22 protein-coding genes and 1 riboswitch are annotated in these 23637 nt (G+C 63.7%); of the genes, 14 read left to right on the top strand and 8 right to left on the bottom strand.

Annotation, left to right across the window (positions count from 1 at the left end; genetic code table 11):
- Positions 1-148: 148 nt before the first annotated feature.
- Positions 149-694, top strand: coding sequence for a MarR family winged helix-turn-helix transcriptional regulator (locus CKW39_RS00195; protein ID WP_095796201.1), 546 nt, complete (start codon positions 149-151; stop codon positions 692-694).
- 48 nt (positions 695-742) lie between these two features.
- Complete coding sequence (locus CKW39_RS00190) at positions 743-1963, top strand: NAD(P)/FAD-dependent oxidoreductase (protein ID WP_095796200.1); 1221 nt, start codon at positions 743-745, stop codon at positions 1961-1963.
- 10 nt (positions 1964-1973) lie between these two features.
- On the opposite strand, the gene CKW39_RS00185 is transcribed toward CKW39_RS00190, so the two are convergent.
- The 4 genes from CKW39_RS00185 to CKW39_RS00170 all read right to left on the bottom strand — a co-directional run bounded on the left by CKW39_RS00185 (position 1974) and on the right by CKW39_RS00170 (position 5520).
- Positions 1974-2807: a CoA ester lyase gene (locus CKW39_RS00185; protein ID WP_095796199.1), complete on the bottom strand. Its 834-nt coding sequence runs from the start codon at positions 2805-2807 to the stop codon at positions 1974-1976.
- Between the two features lie 108 nt (positions 2808-2915).
- Positions 2916-4106 carry an acetyl-CoA C-acetyltransferase gene (locus CKW39_RS00180; RefSeq protein WP_095796198.1) on the bottom strand — a complete coding sequence of 397 codons (1191 nt, stop codon included), beginning with the start codon at positions 4104-4106 and terminating at the stop codon, positions 2916-2918.
- Positions 4103-4780, bottom strand: coding sequence for a CoA transferase subunit B (locus CKW39_RS00175; protein WP_095796197.1), 678 nt, complete (start codon positions 4778-4780; stop codon positions 4103-4105). The genes CKW39_RS00180 and CKW39_RS00175 overlap by 4 nt, the downstream gene beginning before the upstream one ends.
- On the bottom strand, positions 4777-5520 hold the full coding sequence (locus tag CKW39_RS00170; protein ID WP_173674259.1) for a CoA transferase subunit A: 744 nt from the start codon (positions 5518-5520) through the stop codon (positions 4777-4779). The genes CKW39_RS00175 and CKW39_RS00170 overlap by 4 nt, the downstream gene beginning before the upstream one ends.
- Before the next feature lie 164 nt (positions 5521-5684).
- Here CKW39_RS00170 and CKW39_RS00165 point away from each other — a divergent pair, with 164 nt between their 5' ends.
- Both CKW39_RS00165 and CKW39_RS00160 read left to right on the top strand, forming a co-directional pair.
- Positions 5685-6506: an IclR family transcriptional regulator gene (locus tag CKW39_RS00165; RefSeq protein ID WP_254049194.1), complete on the top strand. Its 822-nt coding sequence runs from the start codon at positions 5685-5687 to the stop codon at positions 6504-6506.
- A 245-nt stretch (positions 6507-6751) separates the two neighbouring features.
- Positions 6752-7384, top strand: coding sequence for a M23 family metallopeptidase (locus CKW39_RS00160; protein ID WP_254049193.1), 633 nt, complete (start codon positions 6752-6754; stop codon positions 7382-7384).
- On the opposite strand, the gene CKW39_RS00155 is transcribed toward CKW39_RS00160, so the two are convergent.
- On the bottom strand, positions 7381-8133 hold the full coding sequence (locus tag CKW39_RS00155; RefSeq protein WP_095796195.1) for a 3-hydroxybutyrate dehydrogenase: 753 nt from the start codon (positions 8131-8133) through the stop codon (positions 7381-7383). The two genes, CKW39_RS00160 and CKW39_RS00155, sit on opposite strands and share 4 nt — an antisense overlap.
- Positions 8134-8226: 93 nt before the next feature.
- A riboswitch (SAM riboswitch) is annotated at positions 8227-8317 on the top strand.
- 13 nt (positions 8318-8330) lie between these two features.
- On the opposite strand from CKW39_RS00155, the gene CKW39_RS00150 reads away from it, so the two are divergent.
- From CKW39_RS00150 to CKW39_RS00110, 9 genes are all read left to right on the top strand, one after another.
- Entirely contained in the window at positions 8331-9542 is a 1212-nt protein-coding gene (locus tag CKW39_RS00150) for a cobalamin-independent methionine synthase II family protein (RefSeq protein ID WP_095796194.1), read from the top strand.
- 366 nt (positions 9543-9908) lie between these two features.
- A complete protein-coding gene (locus CKW39_RS00145) occupies positions 9909-10889 on the top strand; it encodes a hypothetical protein (RefSeq protein ID WP_129700881.1) in 981 nt (326 codons plus the stop codon).
- 355 nt (positions 10890-11244) lie between these two features.
- Positions 11245-12675 (top strand): MFS transporter, encoded by a 1431-nt coding sequence (locus CKW39_RS00140; RefSeq protein ID WP_095796192.1) that lies wholly within the window; start codon positions 11245-11247, stop codon positions 12673-12675.
- 232 nt (positions 12676-12907) lie between these two features.
- Positions 12908-14131: a thiolase family protein gene (locus CKW39_RS00135; protein ID WP_095796191.1), complete on the top strand. Its 1224-nt coding sequence runs from the start codon at positions 12908-12910 to the stop codon at positions 14129-14131.
- 7 nt (positions 14132-14138) lie between these two features.
- Complete coding sequence (locus CKW39_RS00130; protein WP_095796190.1) at positions 14139-14966, top strand: enoyl-CoA hydratase/isomerase family protein; 828 nt, start codon at positions 14139-14141, stop codon at positions 14964-14966.
- Positions 14963-15829, top strand: a complete 867-nt coding sequence (locus tag CKW39_RS00125) for a 3-hydroxyacyl-CoA dehydrogenase family protein (protein WP_095796189.1) — start codon at positions 14963-14965, stop codon at positions 15827-15829. Before CKW39_RS00130 ends, CKW39_RS00125 begins: the two co-directional genes overlap by 4 nt.
- 312 nt (positions 15830-16141) lie before the next feature.
- Complete coding sequence (locus tag CKW39_RS00120; protein ID WP_095796188.1) at positions 16142-16927, top strand: hypothetical protein; 786 nt, start codon at positions 16142-16144, stop codon at positions 16925-16927.
- 223 nt (positions 16928-17150) lie between these two features.
- Positions 17151-17681, top strand: coding sequence for a helix-turn-helix domain-containing protein (locus tag CKW39_RS00115; protein ID WP_095796187.1), 531 nt, complete (start codon positions 17151-17153; stop codon positions 17679-17681).
- The gene (locus tag CKW39_RS00110) at positions 17678-18955 is read left to right on the top strand and encodes a type II toxin-antitoxin system HipA family toxin (RefSeq protein WP_095796186.1); all 1278 of its coding nucleotides are present in this window, start codon (positions 17678-17680) and stop codon (positions 18953-18955) included. The genes CKW39_RS00115 and CKW39_RS00110 overlap by 4 nt, the downstream gene beginning before the upstream one ends.
- Positions 18956-18982: 27 nt before the next feature.
- Here the strand turns inward: CKW39_RS00110 and rraA are convergent, their stop codons facing one another.
- Complete coding sequence (rraA, locus tag CKW39_RS00105; protein ID WP_095796185.1) at positions 18983-19450, bottom strand: ribonuclease E activity regulator RraA; 468 nt, start codon at positions 19448-19450, stop codon at positions 18983-18985.
- Between the two features lie 138 nt (positions 19451-19588).
- Positions 19589-21133 (bottom strand): XRE family transcriptional regulator, encoded by a 1545-nt coding sequence (locus CKW39_RS00100; RefSeq protein WP_095796184.1) that lies wholly within the window; start codon positions 21131-21133, stop codon positions 19589-19591.
- 164 nt (positions 21134-21297) lie between these two features.
- On the opposite strand from CKW39_RS00100, the gene aceA reads away from it, so the two are divergent.
- Complete coding sequence (gene aceA / locus CKW39_RS00095; protein ID WP_095796183.1) at positions 21298-22584, top strand: isocitrate lyase; 1287 nt, start codon at positions 21298-21300, stop codon at positions 22582-22584.
- A gap of 494 nt (positions 22585-23078) precedes the next feature.
- On the opposite strand, the gene CKW39_RS00090 is transcribed toward aceA, so the two are convergent.
- Positions 23079-23576 carry a hotdog fold thioesterase gene (locus tag CKW39_RS00090; protein ID WP_095796182.1) on the bottom strand — a complete coding sequence of 166 codons (498 nt, stop codon included), beginning with the start codon at positions 23574-23576 and terminating at the stop codon, positions 23079-23081.
- Positions 23577-23637 lie beyond the last annotated feature (61 nt).

Raw genomic sequence — 23637 nt, 5'->3', positions numbered from 1 at the left:
TCATTGTTCATTCCCAGAGCAAGCGGTTCAATACGTGACCACCATGAGCCTCGCGCCGCTGAGATCTCACCAGGTAATAAAAGGTCTAACAACCTGCCCACCCGAGAGAAACTCCCCGAACGGCTTGGCTGCACACTAAATTTGGACCATGCCCACACCTGACGACGCCCCGAACGCGGTGAACCCGGATTACTGGCAGTTCGCAAATGCCGCCGCGTCACGCATCTCGCAAGAGTTCCCGGAATGCGACGTCACGGCCAACCGCCTGTTCGTCACGCTGTTCCGGGCGTCCTCATCGGTGATCTACGACTTCGAGTCCTCCATTCACCGCCCCGCCGGTGGCACGTGGGCCAGTTATCGCATGCTGTTCGCGCTGTGGGTTGCGGGCCCCCTGACCCCTCACCGCGCGGCCGAGCTCATGGGAATGAGCCGTGCTGCGGTCTCGAACCTCGCGGGCAATCTGGAATCCAAAGGTCTGCTGGTCAAACAGGCATCCGAGGCGGACGGGCGCTCCTTGATCCTGCACCTCACCGACACGGGCCAAACCAAGATCCAAGAGGTCTTCGCCCGGCAGAACTCCCGCGAGAACGACTGGAGCCAGGCCCTCACCGAACAAGAGCGCGAATTGCTCATCAGCCTGCTCGACAAGATCATGGACCACCGCACGGCCATCGGAGCGAAAACACGCAAGTAGCCTCCGAACCCCTGGTCAGCCCCCTCAAGCGGTCAGCAAAATGGGAGCATGACAGTTTCGGATGCCTCGACATTCCCCCGTCACCAGTCCCTCCCCTCACGGGAGCACTATCCCCTGGTGATCATCGGCAGCGGCGCGGGTGGCGTCAGCGCGGCACGTAGCTACCTCGACGCCGCCGGGCCGGGTCCCGTGCTCATGGTCACCGAAGACATCGATCCACCCTACGAACGCCCGCCGCTGTCCAAGGAAGTCCTGTCCGGCGAGAAAGAACCCACCGGCGACCCTGTCAATGGAGAGGGCCTTCCGGACGGTGTGGAGCTGCTGCTCGCCTCGTCGATCTCGGCCGTGGACATAGAGAAGCAGACCGTGGCGGCTAAGAGCTGGTCCGTGGAATTCGACCGGTTGATTGTTGCCACGGGTGCGCGCTCCAAGTCGCTTCACGCCGCGCAGGAGGGTGCCGAAATCCACTTGCTGCGATCACTCGATGACGCAAGGACCCTGGTGGCCTCCGCGCGAACGGCGTATACCGCCCTGGTGATCGGCTCCGGTTTCATCGGCTGCGAAGCAGCCGCGTCACTGGCCCAACGCGGCCTCAACGTCGCCCTGGTGACGCCCGAAAACGGGCCGCAGGAGCAACGACTGGGCGCAGCGGCGTCGTCGAGAATCAAGGACTGGCTTGAGGCCGTCGGTGTCGAGGTGCGTACCGGCCGCAGCGTGAAGTCCGTGGCGGCCCCGCGGGTCGTGCAACTCGATGACGGGACATCGTTGAACCCCGATCTGATCCTTGCCGCGGTGGGTGTGACTCCGGGCGGCACGCTCCTGGACAACTCGCCTGCGGAGGTCCGGGGCGGCCGGATCATGACCGACCAGCATCTGAAGGCGCACGCCACCGTGTGGGTCGCCGGAGATTCCGCGCTGGCCCAGCATGGCGTGGCGGGGCGGCCCATCATGGTCGAGCACTGGGGTGACGCGCTGGCCATGGGAGAAATCGCCGGGCACAATGCTGCGGTCGAGCAGAACGCGCAAAAATCGTGGGATTCGATCCCCGGTTTTTGGAGCATCATCGGTGACCACACGCTCAAATACTCCGCGTGGGGAGACGGCTTCAGCACGGCAGAGTTCCGGGAGCGGCCGGACGGGTTCGTGGTCTGGTACGGCGACGAACGCGGCGAGCTGGTGGGCGTGCTCACCTACAACTCGGACGACGATTACGAGCGGGGCCAACACCTACTTGAGCAGCGCGCTCCCCTGTCGCACGCGTTGAAATAGCCTCGAAAAGCTAGGGCGTCACGGATGCGCTCGCATCGGCGCGAGCCACCATGCGCTCCGCGAGAGCGATCACGGGCGCGTCAATGACCTGCGCCCCATGCCGGAACGATCCCCGCTGCTCCGCGGCCACTTCCACCACGCCGCGGGCCCAGTCGAGCTTGTCCGGCTTGGAGCGGAACCCTTCCTTGATCACGGCCATCTGCGAGACGTGCATCCCACCCTTGGCGGCAAAACCGGAGCTGGAGGCGTCCAGGGTCTCGCCCAGCAGTCCCTCAAGGTTCTCGACGTCCAGGAAGATCCCGTCGACCGCGAAAATCCCTGCCACCGCCGCGTGCAGCACCGTCTGCGAGCGCACGTGCAGGGAAATATCCCGGAGCGCGCCGTTGCACTTGCGGCTCGTGAGGCCACCCAGATTCACGATCAGGTCCTCTGATCCCCACATGAGGCCGACGACGCCGCTCGCGCCGGCAATCTCGCCCAGCGCCAGGGCACCACGGGGAGACTCGATCAACGCCACGACCTCGTAGTCGACTAGCCCCGCGAGCTGCTCGGCGGATTCAACATTGGGAACCGCCACACGCCGGTAGGTCGTAGAAGCCAACGCCTGCAGATCTGCAGCATGCTCATCGGTCCCCACCGGGTTCACTCGGATGACCGTGCGGGCCGGATCCAACGGGCATTCCAGGATGCACTGGCGCGCGAACTCCTTGTCCCGCGGCAGCACGCCGTTGTGCAGGTCCAACACCACCACGTCCGCCGCTTGTGCAGCCTCAGCGAACTGCTCTGGCTGATCGGCGGGAACGACAATCCAAGCCGGTCCGTTGAAGGCATGGGTGTGAGTCATCGGGCGCATCTCCTGAGTGTGGCGTGGGTCTCGTCCACTGAGTATGCAGCACAAATCCGGATAATGGAATAACTATTCCATTATCCGGATTGCGGAAACGTCACTGCATTAGCGGCTCAACAGCAACGCCTCACCCTGACCGCCGCCGCCACACAGCGACACGGCCGCCTTGCCGGAACCCCGGCGTGCCAGCTCGAGAGCCGCGTGCAGCGCCAGACGAGCACCGGACGCGCCGATCGGGTGGCCCAAGGCAATGGCACCGCCATGGATATTGGCCTTCTCCAACGGAATCCCCAGGTCATCGACCGACTGCACGGAGACTGCCGCGAATGCCTCGTTGATTTCCACGAAATCCAGCTCATCCACGGACCACCCAGCGCGTTCCAGCGCATGCTCAATGGCTCGCGACGGCTGGGAGTGCAGGGACGTATCCGGACCCGCAACCTGACCCGGCTTGCCCACCACGGCCAGCCAGGACAGACCGTGCTCCTCCGCGTAGGCGCGCGTCGTCAGCACAACGGCCGCGGCGCCGTCCGAAATCGGGGACGAGTTACCGGCAGTGATCGTGCCGTCCTTGGTGAACGCAGCGCGCAACTTGCCGAGGCCCTCGGCCGTGGACTCGGGACGAACACCCTGATCCTCGGACACCGTGACCGGATCGCCCTTGCGCTGCGGGATCTCCAGCGGCGCGATCTCGTCCGCGAACACACCCGAGGACTGCGCCTCACCCGCCAGCTGGTGGCTACGTGCCGCGACCTGGTCCTGCTGCTCGCGGCCGATCGAGCGCTCGGAATTGCCCGTCTCGGTGAGCTCGCCCATCGCAACCCCCAAAGCGGCGTCGACCAGACCGTCATTGGCCAGCGAATCGGCCAGGGTCATGTCGCCGTAGGCCTTGCCCTTGCGAGCGCCCAGGGACAGGTGCGGCGCGCTGGTCATGGATTCCATGCCGCCGGCCACCACCACGGAGGCCTCGCCGGCGCGAATCATGCGGGCCGCCTCGGTCACCGCGACCAGCCCGGACAGGCACACCTTGTTCAACGTCATGGCGGGCACGGTCATGGGCAGACCCGCTTCCACGGCGGCCTGTTTTGCGGGGTTCTGGCCGTTTCCGGCCTGCACCACGTTGCCCATGTACACGTAATCCACGGTGTCAGGGGCAATACCCGAGCGCTCCACGGCGTGCTTGATGGCGTGCGCCCCAAGCTCCACCGCGCTCAGGGACGCGAGCGTGCCCATCAGCTTGCCCTGCGGGGTACGCGCCCCATTGACGATCACAACATCATTGGCGTTCTCGGTCATTTGTCCTCCTGTACGGGAACGGAATCCGGGGTGACGTCCACAAGGTCAACCCGGTACTTCGCTTCGGTTTTTTCTGCCACTTCTTCTTCGGTCACGTCCGGGGCCAGGGTCCGCAGCACCAACCCGCCATCCTCCACGTCGAAGACGCACAAGTCCGTGACAATCCGGTCCACCACGCCCACGCCGGTCAGCGGCAAGTCGCATTCGCGCTTGATCTTGGCCGAACCGTCCTTGGCCACGTGTTCCGTCAAGACCAGCACACGCGGGGTTCCGGCCACAAGGTCCATGGCGCCACCCATGCCCTTGACCATCTTGCCGGGGATCATCCAATTAGCCAGATCCCCCTGTTCGGAGACCTGCATGGCACCCAGGATCGCCATCTTCACGTGGCCGCCTCGGATCATTCCGAAGGACGTGGCCGAGTCGAAGATCGCCGCACCGTCCTGCAGAGTAATGGTCTGCTTGCCGGCGTTGATCAGGTCCGGGTCCTCATCGCCCTCATACGGGAACGGCCCCATGCCCAGCACACCGTTCTCGGACTGCAGCACCACGCTCACGCCCTCGGGCAGGTTGTTGGCCACCATCGTGGGGATGCCGATACCCAGGTTCACGTAGTCGCCGTCGTTGAGTTCCGACGCCGCAATGGCCGCCATCTCGTCGCGCGTCCAGCTCATGCCGCGCCTCCTTCCGATTCGGCCGACGACGTCGCCGCGCCCGGCCTCGGTCGCGTGGTCCGCTGCTCGATGTCTTTGGGAGCACCCGAGTACTGCACCACGTGCTGCACGTACACACCGGGCGTCACGATGTGGTCCGGATCCAGCTCGCCCGGTTCCACGATGTTCTCGACCTCGGCAAAGGTGACCTTGCCGGAGGCAGCGCACACCGGGTTGAAGTTCCGCGAGGTGCGGCGGTAGATCAGGTTGCCGTCCGTATCTCCCTGCCACGCGTGCACCAGAGCCACGTCAGCGACGATCCCGCGTTCCTGAACATAGGTTCGGCCGTCGAACTCCGCGGTCGGCTTGCCCTCGGCAACCAAGGTGCCAACACCGGTGGCCGTGTAGAACGCGGGGATTCCCGCACCGCCGGCCCGCAGCCGCTCGGCAAGCGTTCCCTGGGGTGTGAACTCGACGTCGAGCTCACCCTCCAAGTACTGACGGGCGAACTCCTTGTTCTCCCCCACGTAGGAAGACAAAACCTTGGTGACTTGCTTGTTCTCGAGCAGCAGTCCCAGGCCTTTGCCGTCCACGCCCATGTTGTTGGACACCACGGTCAGGTCTTTCACGCCGCTGTCCCTCACCGCTTCGATGAGGTCCCGCGGGATACCGGACAGGCCAAAGCCACCCACGGCAAGGGTCATGCCGTCCCGCAGTGTGTCGGCCAGGAGTTCGGCAACGTTGTCTCTGAGTTTGGACACGGTCACCCTTTCGTAATGTGTGATCTCCATCTCAGCGTAGGAAGCGCCCACATCCTGGTCAATGAGCGCCCGCATTCTTCCGGTCAAGTCCTCATATTCTGAAAAACAGCGTCTAGTCTGTCCATAATGTGAACAACTTCGCGACAGCTCCAAGCCAGGGGACGATGATGACGACACCGGATTCCAATACCTCGTCGCACTCCCGCTCACCGCATACCCAGAGGGGCACTCAGGTCGTGGCCCGGGTGGCGGCCATCCTGCAGGCGGTTGCCGCGAGTGAAACGGCTGGCTCTACCGCGGCAATTGCGCTCCACACCGGACTGACCAGGCCCACCACCCATAGGCTCCTGACGGCGCTGGCCGATGAAGGCCTGGTCGACCGCACCGAGAACGGCAACTGGGCGCTCGGACCCGAACTCCACATCCTGGGCACCGTGGCGGCCCAGCGCTATCCGGCACAGGAACTCGCCACCCCGTGCCTGCAGCGCCTCTCGGAAGCCACTGGTGAATCCGCGTTCTTCTCCGCGCGCCGCGGCAACGAGGTCATCTGCCTGGCGCGCGTCGAGGGGTCGTTTCCGGTCCGCTCCCATGTGCTTTACGAAGGGCTCCGCCTCCCGCTGGGCGTGGCGTCCGCGGGGATCGCGATCCTCGGTCAACTCCCGCCGGATCAGCTCGAGACCGCCCTAGCGGACACCCGGGACGAACGGCAACGCCTCGGCTCTCAGCACCGCGACGCACACGTCCGCAAACTCGTCGCACGCGTTCGCGACCACGGTTGGTCCCTGAATCCGGGACGCATTGTCGAAGGGTCATGGGGCATGGCCGCCGCGGTGTTCGATGCCTCCGGACAACCCCGGTACGCCCTGTCATTGACCGGCATCGAATCAAGATTCCGCGCCGAACGCCGCCCCCAACTGGGCGCGGCGCTGCTCGATCAGGCGCACAAATTGTCCACGGCCCTGCGCACCGGGGCGCCCTCGGCGTAAGGTGCCGGGCCGCCCTCGGCGTAGGGTGCCGGGCCTGGAAGGGTGTGCGGGCGGCGTCGTCGGCGTGGCGTACGGGCCGGACCATGTGATGAGGGCTTACTGCGCAGTAGACCCGGTTACTTTGTCGTAACCCCTGACGAAATGGTTCGCCGACGCCGCTCGGCCCACCCGCCGTGCGTGCCGGGGTGTGTGAGCGGCGTCGTGGCCTATTCCCACGAGTCGCCGGACGGGCAAGAATGAAGGGCATGGAACTCGACTATCCGTTCCACGGGCGGTGCCTGGTGCAGAACAGCCCCGCGAATCGAGTGCCGAGCCACGGAACCGATCGGTTCGGCACCAGTTTCGCGATGGATTTTGTGCCGGTGGATGGACAGAACCGTTCGGCCAGGTTCACTGGCACGTCGCTGTTGCGCACGGAGGCTCCCGAGAAGTTCGTCGGTTTCGGACAACCGGTCATTTCACCCGTGACCGGCACGGTGGTTCTGGCGGACGACCACGCCGAAGATCACGACGCCTTCCGCGGGTTGTCCTCCGTTGGTTACGCGCTGACCCAAGCCTGCCGCGTCGCCGCCGGATGGGGCGCGTTGGCTGGAAATTACGTGGTGGTGCAGGATTCCTTCAGCGGCCAGTACGTAGCACTGTGCCACCTGCGGCAAGGCAGCATCAGGGTTCGAGTTGGCCAGAGCATTCAGGCTGGGACCGCAGTTGCCCAATTCGGAAATTCTGGGAACAGCACCGAACCGCACGTGCATGTGCAGGCGGTCGATTCTCTGGATTTCGCTCAGGCTGTTGGCTTACCCCTGTCATTTCCGGACGGCCTACCCCGCAACGGTCAGATCGTGGGCGACGGCCCGGAGCGCCCGGTGCCATCTGGCTAGGACGCCGTCCAGCCGCCATCCATCGTGTAGGCAGCGCCGGTGACCATGCCGGCGGAGGGACCGGCCAGGAAGGCAATGAGCTCGCCAACCTCCTCCGGCTCAACCAAGCGCTTGATCGCTGATTCGGTGAGCATGATCTTCTCGACCACTTCGTCCTCGGGGATTCCGTGGGTGGCCGCTTGGTCCTTGATCTGCTTGTCCACCAGGGGCGTGCGCACGTAGCTGGGGTTCACGCAGTTGCTGGTCACACCGTGCGGAGCGCCCTCCAGAGCTACGGTCTTGGACAGGCCCTCCAACCCATGCTTAGCGGCGACATATGCGGACTTGAACGCCGAGGCGCGCAGACCGTGGATCGAGGACACGTTGATGATTCGCCCCCACTCCCGCTCGTACATGTGAGGCAGGGCGGCACGGATCAGCAGGAACGGGGACTCGAGCATGAGCGTGAGGATCCGGTGGAAGTCGGCGGGATCGAAGTCCTGGACGGCCGTGACCTTTTGAATCCCGGCGTTGTTGACCAGCACATCCACGTCGAGACTCAAGTCCGCGAGCGCTGCGGTGTCGGTGAGGTCAACGGCCCATGCCTCGCCCCCGACTTCTTGCGCCATGGCCTCGGCGGCCTGAGGGTCGATGTCGGCCACGATCGCGTGGGCGCCGCGTTGCGCGAGGGCCCGAACCGCTGCCGCGCCGATGCCACTCGCCCCGCCGGTGACCAGTGCCTTCTTGTCCTTGAGCGTGCTGTCCGACATGCCCCAACTCCTCGGTAATGGGTGATCTACGTCCCACACATTACGCGCGCCACAATTGGCCCGACCACCCACCCATGATGTTTGATGAATGGGTACCCATCCAGAGCGGCCGAGAGATCTGGCTCGTTGACGCCGCAGCAACCCGGGATTCAGCCCACGGTGCTACCGCCAGGACCGATGGAAAGGACTGCTAGTTCATGCCTCAGAACACCGATCGTATTCAGACCACCCACGTAGGATCGCTGCCCCGCACTCCCGATCTACTGGAGGCCAACAAGCGTTTCCAGGAGGGTGAAGCCACCGCCCAGGAGTTGGATGCCGCGCTCGACAACGGCGTGATCGACATCGTTCGCAAGCAGCGCGAGATCGGCCTGGACATCGTCAACGACGGCGAATACGGCCACACCATGTCTTCCTCCGTGGATTACGGCGCGTGGTGGAACTACTCGTTCTCCCGCCTGGGCGGATTGACCCCCACCAACGAGGACCGCTGGCAGGACGCCGAGGTCAAGCGCTCCTCCCCCGGCAACATCGTTCTGACCAGCTTCCCGGACCGCCGCGACCGCGCTCGTTTCCGCGACGCCTACGAGGACCCCACGGCCGGAGTTCTCGCGCACCGCGCCTCGGTCGCCCAGCCCAAGATCACCGGGCCGCTGACCTACGCCGGTCAGGAAGCCGTGGCCGGTGACATCCGCCGTCTCAAGGACGCGATGGCCGAGACCGGAGCCCAGCAGGGTTTCGTGGCCGCGTTGTCCCCGGGTTCCTGCGCACGTGTCCGCAACGAGTACTACTCGACCGACGAAGAGCTCGTGTACGCCTGCGCGGACGCCATGCGCGAGGAGTACAAGGCCATCATCGATGCCGGCCTGACCGTTCAGATCGACGACCCCTCCATCGCCGAGTCCTGGGACCAGATCAACCCCGAGCCCACCGTGGAGGACTACCTGGCCTTCACCAAGATCCGCGTGGACGCCCTCAACTACGCCCTGCGCGACCTCCCCGAGGACCAGATCCGCTTCCACCTGTGCTGGGGTTCGTGGCACGGCCCGCACACCACAGACCTCGAGTTCAAGTACCTGGTGGACCTCATGCTCACCATCAACGCGGGCGGCTACAGCTTCGAGGCGTCCAGCCCCCGCCACGGCCACGAGTGGAAGGTCTGGAAGGACCACACGCTCCCCGAGGGCAAGGTGGTCTACCCCGGTTTCGTCTCCCACTCGACCAACGTGGTGGAGCACCCGGAGCTCGTGGCCGACCGCATCGAGCAGTACGCGTCCGTGGTGGGTCGCGAGAACGTCATCGCCTCCACTGACTGTGGCCTGGGCGGTCGCCTCCACCCCTCGATCGCGTTGGCCAAGCTCGGCTCCCTGGTCGAAGGCGCGCGCCTCGCGACCGAGCGCTTGTTCTAGCAAGGTTCGCGAGCGGCGTCGGCAATCAATCGACGACGACGCCGCTCGCGCCACCCGCCTCTGCCCCCTCATTTCCCGCCCCCATCACCCTGGCTCATCCTCCCCACCCCACCGCTAGTGCCCCCGCTGCCGCCTAGGGCCACGCCGCCTCCCCGCCCGCCGGGTCCGCCGGGTCCGGCCGGCGTCGCAGCTCAGCCGGCCATCGCGGCCGACCATCTGATGCCGCCTTACGGCAAAGTAACCCGCCCTACCGAACAGTAAGGCAGGATGAAATGGTGGGGCTCAACCGGAGAGCTAGCACAGTCGGCAGAAGTGACTGTGGATAACTCGAACTGACCGACCCCGAGACCGCCTACAGTCGCGGTCATGAAAGCCGCTCGAGTACTGAGTTTCGACCCGTTGCCAGATGTGTTGCCGACGGTCGACTGGGGTCTGCGCGCTCCTCAGCTCAACGCGGACCCCGCCATGGTGCGCCTGACCCGCGGATACTGGTTCCACAAGCCAGAGCATTACGAACCCGCGATGCTCTCCGTGCTGCTGCACCGACACTTCCGGCGGAACATGAGCGGCTTGCCGATCACCGGCCTCCACGCATTGCGGTTGTACAAGGTGCCCGTCGACTCCACTCAACACTGGATCAATCCGACGCTCGGACACGAACCCGCTCCGCGAGCACGCGCCTTTGTGAGCGCCATGGGCTCACCCCACCTGGCCTGGAACCGTTACCGCCCCACGTCAGAGCTGGGTGGTGCCACAATGACCAAGTCCTATGGGCTGAACCCGTACTTGGGTCCATCGGAGTGCGCCCTCACCCATCCGATCGAAGCACTGACCGTGGCCGCCCCTTACCTGTCCGCGTGGCGAATCATTGCCTGTTTGGACTACCTGCTGGCGCACCGGATCCAGGTCACCAACAAGATCTGGCTGAAACCGTTCGACCGTGAAGAAATCTCGCGGACTCTCGCCCTGCTTCCCCCACGCTCACGCTCCGCCTGTCGAATCGCCAGACTTCTGAGCCACGCGGTGGAACGCACGTGGTCTTCACCCGAAACGTTGACTCGATTGCTGGTCCTCAAGAACGGCTTCCCGCCGCCCAGCATGAACCCACTGGTGATGCTGGATGGCCGGGAACGATTCCCCGACCTCGCATGGGTCGCCAAGCGGACGGCCCTCGAATACAACAGCAATGACCACGCAATCGACACTCAGATCTACCGGGACGAGAACTACAGGCTCGAACGCTTTCGTGATGCTGGATGGAAGGTGCGAGTGCTGACCTGGGACGACCTCAGGCACCCAGACCGTCGAGCCCAGTGGATGTGCTGGTTGGATCAGCAGTTGCGCTAGGTGACCGGTTGATCCGCGCTGCTGAGCCTGGTTGCGAAATTCGGAACGCGGGACCAGACCCCGCGCAACCATTTGATGCGACCGTACTGCAGAGTAACCGGGTCTACCACACAGTAAGACCGAATGAAATGGCTCATTGGACGCCCGAGGGAAGGTCGTCGCCCAGGGGAAGAGACTGGTCAGCACGGCACCCGAGACAGAGCTTCACACGTGTTTCCTCAGACCTTTGATAATTTTGCGCGGAGGTAGTGACGCGAGTCACGATCATCAGTACTATCTATTCCAACGACCATTCGGTCAGTAATCACAGATCTTGCCGGGCCCGGACCGCGCAACTCATGATCCTGGAGCTTCCATGGCTACAAACGCAGCTTCCCCGCCCGCACAGCAGCAGGCGCACACCATGTCCCGCGAAGAGCGCAAGGTTCTCGCCGGCACCCTGGTGGGCACAACCATCGAGTGGTACGACTTCTTCATTTACGCTCAGGCAGCGGCCTTCATCCTGGCCACGCACTACTTCAACCCGGCAGGCGCTGAGAATCCGGCTGTGGGACAGATCGTCGCCTGGGCTTCCCTGGGCATCAGCTTCCTGTTCCGTCCGCTGGGCGCCATCGTGGCTGGCCATATCGGCGATAAGTACGGTCGTAAGATCACACTCGTGCTGACGCTGTTCGGCATGGGCGCGGCCACCACTTTGATCGGCCTGCTTCCCACCTACGAACAGATCGGTATTGCGGCGCCCATTATTCTGCTCTGCTTGCGCGTCCTGCAGGGCTTCTCAGCCGGTGGCGAGTGGGGAGGCGCGGCCCTGATGGCTGTGGAGCACGCCCCCAACCACAAGCGCGGCCTGTTCGGGGCTTACCCGCAGATCGGCGTGCCCTTGGGCATGCTGATGGCCACCCTGTTCATGTTCGGCGTGACATCCCTGCTGACCCCCGAGCAGTTCGAGTCCTGGGGCTGGCGCGTTCCGTTCTTGTTCTCGATCGTGCTGATCGGTGTTGGCTACGCGATTCGCCGCGCGGTGGATGAGTCTCCCGTGTTCGTTGCCATGCAGCAGCGCGCCAAGGAGTCTTCAGCTCCGCTGGGCCAGTTGTTCCGCACCAACAAGCGCGAAGTAACCCTGGCCGCCCTGATCTTTGCCGCCAACAACGCCGCCGGTTACCTAGTGATCGCGTTCTTCGCGTCCTACGGTGCCACGGTCCTGGGTATGCCCCGATCCGAAACCCTGGTCGCATCCCTGATCGGGGGCATCGGCTGGTTGATCTTCACGATGCTCGGCGGCTGGATGTCAGACAAGATCGGACGAAAACTGACGTTCCAGCTGGGTTACGCGTTCATCATCCTGTGGGCCATCCCCATGTGGTTCATGCTGAATACGGCATCGCTGCCACTGTTCGCGGCGGCGATCTTCATCCTGACCATCGGCCTGGGCCCGTCCTATGGCCCTCAGTCCGCGATGTACGCGGAGATGTTCCCGGCTCGTGTCCGCTACTCCGGCATCTCGATCGGTTACGCACTCGGATCCATCATTGGCGGCGCATTTGCCCCCTTGATCGCCCAACTGCTGCTGAACGAAACTGGCCAGTCCTGGACCATTGGCCTCTACATCGCTCTGCTCTCCGTCGTGTCCTTCACGGCCGTGTGCTTCGTCCGCAAGTCGGACCAGGGCCGCGACCTGCACATCGAGGAAGTGCACGAGGAATTCATTGCCAAGCACCCGGGCGAAGAAGTTCCCCCGGTACTGCCCGAGGACATGGACAGCAATGCCCCGCAGCACCGCCGGTAAAGCTCCGCGCAGTGCATGCAACTGAATCACAGATGTGGCCGGATCCTTCGCGGGTCCGGCCACATCGCATTCGCAGGTCATTCAGCTCCGACCCTCAGCATGAAACCGAACGCATTGGAGCCGAAAAAGTCCGAATCCCGCAATCCCGACCGAGTGTATTGACGTAGGTCACAAAGTCGTGGAATCTTTAGATGAACGATCGGTCAGTTATTGCCCCTGCGAAGGAGACAGCATGTCCACGATGCCGCAAGCTTTTCTAGTCGGAGGGGCCCGCACCCCTGTAGGTCGGTACGGCGGGGTACTGTCCTCCGTTCGCCCTGACGACATGGCCGCCCTCTGCATCAAGTCCGTGGTCGAAGCCGCCGGCATCGATCCCGCAGCCGTTGACGAGGTCATCCTCGGTAACGCCAACGGCGCCGGTGAAGAAAACCGCAATGTGGCCCGCATGGCGTGGCTGTTGGCCGGCTACCCGGACACCGTGCCCGGCATCACCGTGAACCGTTTGTGCGCGTCCGGCATGTCCGCGATCACCATCGCCTCCCAAATGATCAAGTCCGGCGCGGCTGACATCGTGATTGCCGGTGGCGTGGAGTCCATGTCCCGTGCCCCGTGGGTTGTCGAGAAGCCCAAGACCGCGTTCGCCAAGCCCGGCGAAGCCTTCGACACCTCCATCGGCTGGCGCTTCGTGAACGAGAAGTTCGAGGACGGCCCGCTCTCCCGCGACGGCAAGGCCACCTACTCCATGCCGGAAACTGCAGAGGAAGTGGCCCGCGTGGACAACATCTCCCGTGAGGACTGCGACGAATTCGCCGCCGAGTCCCACGCAAAGGCCATCAAAGCCATTGAGGCCGGCCGCTTCAAGGACGAAATCGTGCCGGTCGAGGTCAAGGGCCGCAAGGGTGCCGTCACCACCGTTGACACCGACGAGGGTCCTCGAGCCGGCTCCACCCCGGACGTCCTGGCTAAGTTGCGCCCCGTAGTCAAGGGCGGTTCCGTAGTCACGGCCGGTAACGCCTCATCCCTCAACGACGGCGCCTCCGCCATCATCGTGGCCTCCGAGAGCGCCATCGAGAAATACGGTTTGAAGGCCCGTGCCCGCGTGATCGACGGTGCTTCCGCCGGGCTGGCTCCCGAGATTATGGGCCTGGGCCCGGTCCCCGCCACAGAGAAGGTCCTCAAGCGTGCGGGCTGGACCGTGGATGACCTCGGGGCCGCCGAGATCAACGAAGCCTTTGCCAGCCAGTCCCTGGCCTCGATCCGCCGTCTTGGTTTGAACCCGGACATCGTCAACCGCGACGGCGGTGCCATCGCCCTGGGCCACCCGCTGGGCTCCTCCGGCTCGCGCATCGTGATCACCCTGCTGGGCCGCATGGAACGCGAGAACGCGGACAAGGGTCTGGCCACCATGTGTATCGGCGTGGGCCAGGGTGCTGCCATGCTCGTGGAGAAGGTGTGATGCCCGCATGAGCGAGCACGCGACGTCGTCGAACGGTAAGAATCAAGCCGAAGCGAATCAGCAGATCCTGCAGGGTGACTTCAGCGCCATCCGTCTGGAAGAAACCCCGGACCGCCTGCACGTGATCCTGGACCGCCCGGACGTGCGCAACGCGATCGACCAGACCATGGTCGACGAGCTGCACACCGTGTGCGGCTACCTGGAACGCAACCCGAAGATCATGATCCTGTCCGGCACGGAAGTGAACGGCAAGGGGATTTTCGCCTCGGGTGCGGATATCGCGCAGCTGCGCGAGCGGCGTCGTGAGGATGCGCTGCGCGGGGTGAATTCGCAGATTTTCGACCGGATCGCCAAACTGCCCATGCCCGTGATCGCTGCGCTGGACGGCTACGCGCTGGGTGGCGGTGCGGAACTCGCGTGGGCCGCGGATTTCCGCTTGGGAACCCCGTACGTGAAGATCGGCCAGCCGGAAACCGGCCTGGGCATCATCGCCGCTGCGGGTGCCCTGTGGCGCATCAAGGAACTCGCGGGTGAACCGGTGGCCAAGGAGATCGTTTTGGCCGGGCGGATTCTCAACGCGGAAGAAGCCTTGGCCGCGCACCTGATCACCGAAATTCACGAACCGGCTGAACTGGTGAATGCCGCGCACGCGCTGGCCGACCGCATCGGCAAGCAGGACCCGCTGGCCGTGCGCGTGTCCAAGCGCGTGTTCCACATGCCGCGCGAGTCCCACCCTCACGTGGACGAACTCGCGCAGGCGATCCTGTTCGAATCCCAAGCCAAGTTTGACCGGATGCAGGCGTTCCTGGACCGGAAGAAGGAGAACAAGAAATGAGCGAAGAGACCAAGGGCACTGTTCCCGCCAAGGTGGGCGTGCTGGGCGGTGGCCGCATGGGTGCGGGTATCGCGCACGCGTTCCTGATCTCCGGCTCCAACGTCACCGTGGTCGAGGCGAATCCCCAGGCGGCCGCGTCTGCCAAGGAGCGCATCGAATCCGACCTTGTCAAGTCGCTTGAGCGCGGCAAGATCGACGGCAACCTGGACAAGTGGGCCGAGAACCTCTCCGTGAGCCTGAACCACTCCGATTTCTCCGAGTGCGAGCTGGTCATTGAGGCCGTTCCCGAGATCTGGGACCTCAAGGTTTCCTCGCTGCAGCAGGTCGAGGCGAACCTCTCCGAGAGCGCTTGGCTGGCCACCAACACGTCCTCGCTGTCCGTGGACGGGCTGGCCGCCGAACTCAAGCACCCCGAGCGCTTCTGCGGCCTGCACTTCTTCAACCCGGTTCCGGCCTCCAAGCTCGTGGAGATCGTGATCGGACAGCAGACCAGCGATGAGCTGCAGAAGCTGACCCTCGAGTGGGTCGCCGGCATCGGCAAGACCCCGGTCACCGTGAATGACGCCCCCGGTTTCGCTTCCTCCCGCCTGGGCGTAGCGCTGGGCCTCGAGGCTATTCGCATGGTCGAAGAGGGTGTGGCCTCCGCCGAGGACATCGACAACGCCATGGTGCTCGGCTACAAGCACCCCATGGGCCCACTCGCGCTCACGGACATCGTGGGTCTGGACGTGCGCTTGGGCATCGCGGAGTACCTCGAATCCAAGCTCGGCCCCCGCTTCGCACCGCCGCAGCTCATGCGCGACATGGTTGAGCGCGGCGAGCTGGGCAAGAAATCCGGCAAGGGTTTCTACGACTACTCGTAGCCTCGTCTCGGGTTCTCCGGCATAGCTGGATTCCCGCCCGACGACGCCGCTCGGCCCGCCCCACGGGCACATCGCACCATCCCCGGTGGATAGTTCATACATGAACTATCCACCGGGGCTTTTCGTCTGCATTGGTTAATAGTTAGCTGCTGCTGTCAGCCGCGCGGGGAAGCGGATTCCCCCGCTCGACACGGCAGCCCGAGGGGCTGAGCAGCGGATCACGATTCCGTCACGACGTATTGCATTCGCAAATCACCCCGGGAAGTGTGGGTTGTGACCTGAACGGCAACCACCTCCAAGGAGGTCAGGATCATGAACAAGAAAGCTACTGCCATCACCGCAACTGCTCTCTCCATCCCGCTGCTGGTGGGCTGCGGCCAGGCCGATACCGAGGCCACCGCGAGCCCCGCAGCGGACAGCGCGGAAGGAACCACCAGCCCCGCGGCTCAGACCGCTCACGGTTCTGGCACCGAGGAGCCCGCACAGGGCACCGAATCTGCGACACCCGGCGCAGACCCGGCTTCAACCGCAACCGGTGAGCAATCCGACGGCGCAGAACAGCTGCCTGCAGTAGCCGATCCGTGCGCTGGCCAGTGCACTGAAACCGGACGCATCCCCGTGGAGCACCCCAAGTTCGGTGCCATGGAGGTCGTGACCTATCACGAGGTCACGAGCCCCGAGGGCGCTGCGCCCAGCACCGGTCTGGCTTCATACGCTCTGTACCAGAACGGTCAGCCCGTGGGTTACGTGGGATCGGAAGACAGCAGCCCCGTGGTGTCCTTCGGCACTTCCCCCTCCCTGGGTGGCCAGAAGTGGGAGCTCAACAACGGCTCCAACGTGGACAAGTACGGCAATGTGTACCTCTCCTATGACAAGGGTGTGACCGTGTTGACGCCCACCGATCAGGGCTACGACTCCAACGGCACCATGCCCCCGGGTGAGGGTGCAGTAAAGACCCCGTTCTCCAATGCTGATCTGAAAATCAGTGAGGACGGAGAACCCACTGTGATTCAGAAGACCCTGGAGGGCGAAGGCCGGGAGACCGGGGAAACCGTGAACTACGTCTGGGACGGCCAGGCTCTGGTTCCCGAACAGTAAATGTGCTGAGCGGCAGCTCGCTCCCCCGAATAAGACTGCGGCCCCACTTCACACGAAGCGGGGCCGCAGTCCTGATTTTGGCTGGGGAGCAGCCGTCAAAAATCAACTGCATGGACATTGGATAATGTGACAGCACCTTCACACTACAGAATGTGACGATACGTGCACCCCTCCAGAAGTGACGGTATGTACACAAATAATCATGTGATGGTACGTTCACATCATGGGGAACCGAGCTATCACAACAGGACGCCAACTAGGCGCAGCAATCCACGACGCTCGCACCCGTGCCGGACTGACTCAGGCCTCGCTGGCAACAAGCGCCGGAGTCTCCCGCAAGTGGCTGATCGGCCTCGAACAAGGGGCACGGACGGGAGCCGAGCTAAGCAAAGTGCTCGCGGTCTTGCGAGCCCTAGATCTCTCCATCCAGCTAATCGAGCAGCCAGAGCAAGACGAGGCAGGATCACCACAAGCTAAGGCCTCCACCCCGGGCACCGTATCTGCGCAAAAGATCAGAGACTCAACCACATCTGAAGCTCGAAAAGCATTGAACATCATGCGTCAATATTCGGCGCCGTCACGCACCACACTCGACGTCGTGCGGCAAGCTGCCCAGGTTCGGCCTGAGCTCCTCGAAACCATGCGCCAAGCCGCCCAGCTCCCACCCGAGCTCCTCGAAACCATCCGCCAAGCGACCAAGATCACCGGCAACACACTCCCTGACGATCATCCGAAGCAGGATGATGCAGGATGAAAGAATTGCTTGTGCTGCTCCATGGAGAAGTAGTCGGTGTTCTGATTCAAAGCCCGCAAGGGAACCGAACGTTCCAATACCTCAAAGACTCGGACCCCGCCTTAGAGGTCTCCGTGGCATTGCCGTACCGCCTGGCCCCATACCCGAGACGGGCGACTGACGCGTTCATTGAGGGTCTTCTGCCAGAAGGAGAAGGCGTAAGGGAGGCTCTAGCCCACAATTTCGGTATCTCTTCTGGAAATCCGTTCGCGCTCCTGGAACACATTGGATTGGAGTGCGCAGGTGCTATCCAGTTTGCACGCCCAGATGAACTGGATTCAGCTCGGCAAAGTAAAGGTAACTTGATTCCGTGCACAGAACGCGAGGTTGGTGAGCGCCTACGCGCACTAATCTCTCAGCCCAAGGGGTCCTGGCTTGTTGACAGAGAACGCTGGTCGTTAGCAGGAGCACAATCGAAGTTTGCCTTGCGCTGGGACGACGGGTGGTTCGAAGCAACGGGGGCGGAGCCAACCACTCACATTTTTAAACCTGGCATTCATGATTTTCGAGACCAAGCGCTCAATGAGCATCTTTCGCTCCGAACACTCTCGAAAGTTGGGCTCACGGTTGCCAACTCAAGGTATATGCAATTCGACGGCACAAATGCCATTGTTGTGGAACGCTACGACCGGATGACAATCGATGGCAGAGTGCTTCGCATCCATCAAGAAGACTTCTGTCAGGCAACATCGACCCTACCGACCAAGAAATACGAAGCTCAACAGGGTCCAAGCGCACTGTCAATTGTCCGAACCCTACGCCGGGCGGGTGCAGAGGAAAGCGAGGTCCTGCGGTTCATCGAAGGGTTGATAGGGAACTATCTAATCGGTGCGCCAGATGCGCACGCAAAGAACTATTCGATAATTCTTGCACCGGATGTAGTGGCCCTTGCCCCGCTATACGACGTAGCCTCTGGCTTACCTTACGAGTACAAGAATGAAAACGGATTCCCCGATAAAAAGGACGGGCTACGAAACGCTGCCATGGCCATAGGCGGTGAGCGGCGGTTCGGACGAGTTGCACACAGACACTGGGCCAAATTCGCCGCAGAAGCCAAAGTTGATGGGCAATGGCTCCTGGCAACTGTGCGGGTGCTCGCAATGATGATTCCTGATGCTCTAGAAGAAGTCATCTCCGAAGAACGTCATGCGGTTACCGGCAGTCAACTGCCTGATCGACTACTTCCAACGGTCAGGTCACTGTGTGAAACTACGATCACCCTTCTCGATCGCTAGCTCCACGACTGAGGCCTGAGTCTCAGATCACCGCTCCACGAGGATCCCGTCCTCATCAGCCCACACGGTCTTGCCGGGGCGGAAGGTCACCCCACCGAAGTTCACAATCACGTCCGTCTCGCCCGAGTCATTGGGCTCCGACTTGCGGGGATTGGTGCCCAACGCCTTGACGCCGATCTGCAGCGTGCCCAGTTCCACGCGGTCGCGCACGGGGGCGTTGACGATCACACCGGCCCAGCCGTTCTCCATGGCGGTGCGGGCCACGTTGTCGCCCAGGAGTGCGCGGTTCATGGATCCTTGGCCGTCGACCACGAGCACTGCGCCGTCGCCCGGGGTGGCCACGAGCTTCTTGACCTCCACGTTGGACTCGAAGCAGCGCACGGTACGGATGGGGCCGGTGAACCGATGCACACCGCCCACCGAGATCATCTGGGTGGTCACGGACTGCAGGTCCTCGCCGTGCTCGTCGTACAGGTCAGCGGTCGCAAAGCTCATGGGTCGCCTTTCGTCGGCAGAAATTACGTGAAACACGGGTCGCCGACGGCTCTCTACTCGCGGGTGCCGAGGTCACGAAAACGTGAGCTCCGGCTTCGAGGCGCGTGAGCGGCGTCGTCGGCGGGAATGTTCTGGAGGCTACGTGAGGTCACCGTCCGGATCAATGGTGGGCGCGGGCTGGTGCCGCCGCAGGAAGCGGTAGACCTCGGTCTCGTCCACCCCCGGGAAGGCACCGGCCGGCATCGCCGCAAGCATGTGGGTCGCGGGCCTTGCCGAGGGCCAGGACTGCCCGTCCCACGTATCCGCGAGCGCGCCGGGCGGCTCTTGGCAGCACGCGGGGTCGGGACAGGTGGACTGCTTGCGCACGGCGGTGTCCCTGTTGCGGAACCATTTGACGTGCTCGTAAGGCACCCCGAACGCAATGGAGAACTCGCCGTCCGTGGACCGCTCCACCCGCGCCGAACACCAGAACGTGCCGCCGGGGGTATCCGTGTACTGGAAGTGCGAGAGCAACCGGTTGGTCGCCGAAAACGCCTGCCGTGCAGAGAAGTAGCGGCACGCGCGCTGGCCTTCGACCGCGCCGGTGTGGTCGGTGGGGAATGCGATGCCGTCATTGGACCAGGCCTTGTGGATGATCCCGGAGGAATGGACCTTCTCGAAGTGCGTGGGGATCCCGAAGTGCTGGGTCATCAAGTTGGTCATGCGGTGCGCGGCGGTCTCGTGGGAGACGGCGAACGCGTCGCGCAGGTCGTCCACGGACAGCTCCCGGCGGGCCTTGGACTCGGCGAGCAACTTCACCGCCGAGGACTCCGGAATCATGAGCGCGGCCGCAAAGTAGTTGGTCTCAACCCGCTGCTCCAGGAACTCCCCATAGTTCTCGGGACGCTTGTGGTCCAGCAGCAAATGCCCCACGGCCTGCAGCAACACGGACCAGGTGGAGCCGATACTCGAGCGCGCCGGCAGGTAGAACCGCTTGTTACGCAGGTCGGTGACCGACCGAGTCGAGTGCGGCAGATCCGGGACCTGGTGGATCTCGAACCCCACGTGGGAGACCAGCGACGAAATGTGGTGCTCAGAGAGTGGCCCACCGCCGTGCCCGATGGCCGCCAGCAGCTCCCCGGCCATCGTCTCGATGCGTTCGAAGTAGTTGTTGAGTTTCTGCATGCGCGCCCGCAGGTCGGTGTTGGCGCGTCGGGCTTCCTCGGGTGTGGCTGCCTGTTCATCCAGACGGTGGGCGAGCTGCCGTTGCAGCGCGACGATGGCCTCGAGCGCCTCGGTACTCAGCCCCGGCCCCACACGCACGGACGGCAGCCCCAGCGACGAGTACATGGGCCCGCGCTGTACCCGCTCCACCTCGATCTCCAGCTCCATGCGCTTGGACTGCGTCTTGGCACCGATGAGCTGCTCGACGGACGTGTCCAGCGCCTTGGCGATGGCCGCCAGCGTGGAGAGTTTGGGTTCGCGCTTTCCGTTCTCGATCAGCGACAACGCCGACGCCGCCATGCCCACCTGATCGGCCAGCTGCCCCAGGGTCACGCGGAGCCTCTTACGGCGGTAGCGGATGCGGCGACCCACGGCGATAGGGTCCGCGGGATCGCCGTCGAAGACCGAATCGGCGGGCGGGGCAGAAGGTGCGCTCGCGCGGGTGCGTTGGCCCTGCGGCGTCGTCGAACGAGGTGCCATGGCACGAGCTTACGGAAAACATGCCGAAACGTGAAGAACTTGATTTCTTCACAGAATTTTCTGGGTGCAACCGGCTGAAAACCCGTCAAAGTAGTAGTCACAAGGCACAGAGCGGCGGAACTTCATCGCACAACCGTCGCATCACAAGGACGAAGGAGACCGTCATGAACCCCACGAACAGCAATCAGCGCAGCGCCCAGGAGATTCAGCAGGACTGGGACGAGAATCCCCGCTGGCTCGGTATCACCCGTGATTACACGCCCGAGGAGGTCCTGCGTCTGCAGGGTTCCTTTCGAGAGGAGCACACCCTCGCACGCCGCGGTGCAGACCAGCTCTGGCAGCTGCTCAACACGGAGGATTACATCAATGCTCTGGGCGCTCTGACCGGTAACCAGGCGGTTCAGCAGGTCAAGGCCGGCCTCAAGGCCATCTACCTCTCCGGTTGGCAGGTCGCCGGTGACGCCAACCAGGCCGGGCAGACCTACCCGGATCAGTCCCTGTACCCCGCCAACTCGGTGCCGCAGGTGGTCCAGCGCATCAACAACGCACTGCGTCGCGCGGATCAGATCGAGCACTCCGAGGGCATCAAAACGGTCGACAACTGGATGGCCCCGATCGTCGCGGATGCGGAGGCCGGTTTCGGCGGCCCGCTCAACGCTTTTGAGTTGATGAAGTCCATGATCAACGCCGGCGCCGCAGGTGTGCACTGGGAGGACCAGCTGGCCTCCGAGAAGAAGTGTGGTCACCTGGGCGGCAAGGTACTCGTTCCCACGCAGCAGCACGTGCGCACCCTGAACGCCGCCCGCCTGGCCGCGGACATCGAGGATGTTCCCACCCTGATCATTGCCCGCACCGACGCCGAGGCCGCCACCCTCATCACTTCCGACGTGGACGAGCAGGACGCCGAGTTCATCACCGGCGAGCGCACCTCCGAAGGCTTCTACAAGGTCCGCAACGGCCTGGAGCCCTGTGTGGCCCGCGCCAAGGCCTACGCTCCCTATTCGGATCTGATCTGGATGGAGACCGGCACCCCGGACCTTGAGCTCGCTCGCAAGTTCGCAGACGCCGTGCACGAGGACTTCCCGGACCAGATGCTCGCGTACAACTGCTCGCCGTCCTTCAACTGGAAGAAGCACCTGGACGACGAGACCATCGCCAAGTTCCAGCGCGAACTCTCCGCCATGGGCTACCGCTTCCAGTTCATCACCCTGGCCGGTTTCCACGCCCTCAACTACTCGATGTTCGACCTGGCCCACGGTTACGCCCGCAACCAGATGACCTCGTACGTCGAGCTGCAGGAGCGCGAGTTCGCCGCCGAGGAACGCGGCTACACCGCCACCAAGCACCAGCGCGAGGTGGGCACCGGGTACTTCGATCTGGTCTCCCAGGCTGTGAACCCCAACTCCTCGACCACCGCTCTGGCCGGCTCCACGGAGACCGCGCAGTTCTGAGCGATGCGCGAGTAGTCGCCTCCAAGTAGAAGTAGTCGTGTCGCCCGGAGGGCATGATCCTCCGGGCGACCGTTATGTCAGGATTCACCCTGGCGAATCGCGCCACCTTCCCCCTCGCGCCTGAGCACTCTCGATCAGGCGAAGGGCGTTGGCAAAAGAGAGCTGCGCTTCCCGCCTGCCGTTCCCTCACGCGAAATTGTCGGCGCATGGTGCTCTGGCAAGCGTGATGTGAGGAAACCGCAGGGTGCAGCCTGATGTGAGGAAGATGCAGATTCCGGGCCCCGAAACTGCATTGTCCTCACATAAGGCCATCCGAATGCTGTTACCTCACCTGAGATTGCACATGGACTGCCCGACGGCCAACCGCTCTCTCGACCAATTATCGACGACGCCGCTCGCTCGCGTCCGTCGCACCAGGCCCCTCAGCGCTGCGGCCCGCACACTCGTCAGTGAGTGTGCGGGCCGCAGTGCTGTTCCGTGCGCGGGGTAATCCGTCAGGACTTCTTCTTGGTGTCCTTGAGGAAGTTGGTGATGCGAATCGTGCAGAGGCGCTTGCCGGTGTCGATGTGGCTGATGACCACTTCGTGAGTTGTGGCCGAGCGGCCCAGGTGAATGGCTGTGGCCACGCCGCGGATCATGCCGGAGCGTGCGGAGGAGTGGTGGGTCGCGTTGATGTCCACGCCCACGGCCACCTTGCCGAACGTGGAGGCATGAATTACCGCGGCCCACGAACCGAGCGCCTCGCCCAGGGCCACGGATGCACCGCCGTGCAAAAGGCCCAGCGACTGACGGTTACCTTCCACCGGCATGGTCGCGACCACGCGCTCGGCGGACTGCTCCTCGATCACCACGCCCATCTTGTTGTCCAACTCGCCCAGCTGGATGGTCCACGGCTCGTAGGGTTGGCCGTCCGCGTCCTCGAAGGGGAGCTTCTCGCGGTTCTTCCGGTCCTGGTCCGCGCGGATGTCCGCCGGGGTGGGGTCCTCGTGCATGGTTCCTCCTTAACTTGGCGTCCGACGCCGCCGCGGTGCGTTGCGTGCGCGAGGTACCCGA

Source organism: Kocuria sp. WRN011 (assembly GCF_002295155.1).
In the GTDB taxonomy this organism is placed as follows: domain Bacteria; phylum Actinomycetota; class Actinomycetes; order Actinomycetales; family Micrococcaceae; genus Kocuria; species Kocuria carniphila.
Note: the sequence above shows the minus strand (reverse complement) of the source record. Positions and strands in the feature narration are given on the sequence as shown.

Coding starts and splice junctions, on each gene's coding strand:
- CKW39_RS00195 (WP_095796201.1), top strand. CDS start 149: ATGCCCACACCTGACGACGCCCCGAACGCGGTGAACCCGGATTACTGG.
- CKW39_RS00120 (WP_095796188.1), top strand. CDS start 16,142: ATGAACAAGAAAGCTACTGCCATCACCGCAACTGCTCTCTCCATCCCG.
- CKW39_RS00180 (WP_095796198.1), bottom strand. CDS start 4,106: ATGACCGAGAACGCCAATGATGTTGTGATCGTCAATGGGGCGCGTACC.
- CKW39_RS00130 (WP_095796190.1), top strand. CDS start 14,139: ATGAGCGAGCACGCGACGTCGTCGAACGGTAAGAATCAAGCCGAAGCG.
- aceA (WP_095796183.1), top strand. CDS start 21,298: ATGAACCCCACGAACAGCAATCAGCGCAGCGCCCAGGAGATTCAGCAG.
- CKW39_RS00145 (WP_129700881.1), top strand. CDS start 9,909: ATGAAAGCCGCTCGAGTACTGAGTTTCGACCCGTTGCCAGATGTGTTG.
- CKW39_RS00090 (WP_095796182.1), bottom strand. CDS start 23,576: ATGCACGAGGACCCCACCCCGGCGGACATCCGCGCGGACCAGGACCGG.
- rraA (WP_095796185.1), bottom strand. CDS start 19,450: ATGAGCTTTGCGACCGCTGACCTGTACGACGAGCACGGCGAGGACCTG.
- CKW39_RS00110 (WP_095796186.1), top strand. CDS start 17,678: ATGAAAGAATTGCTTGTGCTGCTCCATGGAGAAGTAGTCGGTGTTCTG.
- CKW39_RS00100 (WP_095796184.1), bottom strand. CDS start 21,133: ATGGCACCTCGTTCGACGACGCCGCAGGGCCAACGCACCCGCGCGAGC.
- CKW39_RS00160 (WP_254049193.1), top strand. CDS start 6,752: ATGGAACTCGACTATCCGTTCCACGGGCGGTGCCTGGTGCAGAACAGC.
- CKW39_RS00185 (WP_095796199.1), bottom strand. CDS start 2,807: ATGACTCACACCCATGCCTTCAACGGACCGGCTTGGATTGTCGTTCCC.
- CKW39_RS00150 (WP_095796194.1), top strand. CDS start 8,331: ATGCCTCAGAACACCGATCGTATTCAGACCACCCACGTAGGATCGCTG.
- CKW39_RS00115 (WP_095796187.1), top strand. CDS start 17,151: ATGGGGAACCGAGCTATCACAACAGGACGCCAACTAGGCGCAGCAATC.
- CKW39_RS00140 (WP_095796192.1), top strand. CDS start 11,245: ATGGCTACAAACGCAGCTTCCCCGCCCGCACAGCAGCAGGCGCACACC.
- CKW39_RS00125 (WP_095796189.1), top strand. CDS start 14,963: ATGAGCGAAGAGACCAAGGGCACTGTTCCCGCCAAGGTGGGCGTGCTG.
- CKW39_RS00190 (WP_095796200.1), top strand. CDS start 743: ATGACAGTTTCGGATGCCTCGACATTCCCCCGTCACCAGTCCCTCCCC.
- CKW39_RS00155 (WP_095796195.1), bottom strand. CDS start 8,133: ATGTCGGACAGCACGCTCAAGGACAAGAAGGCACTGGTCACCGGCGGG.
- CKW39_RS00165 (WP_254049194.1), top strand. CDS start 5,685: ATGATGACGACACCGGATTCCAATACCTCGTCGCACTCCCGCTCACCG.
- CKW39_RS00135 (WP_095796191.1), top strand. CDS start 12,908: ATGTCCACGATGCCGCAAGCTTTTCTAGTCGGAGGGGCCCGCACCCCT.
- CKW39_RS00175 (WP_095796197.1), bottom strand. CDS start 4,780: ATGAGCTGGACGCGCGACGAGATGGCGGCCATTGCGGCGTCGGAACTC.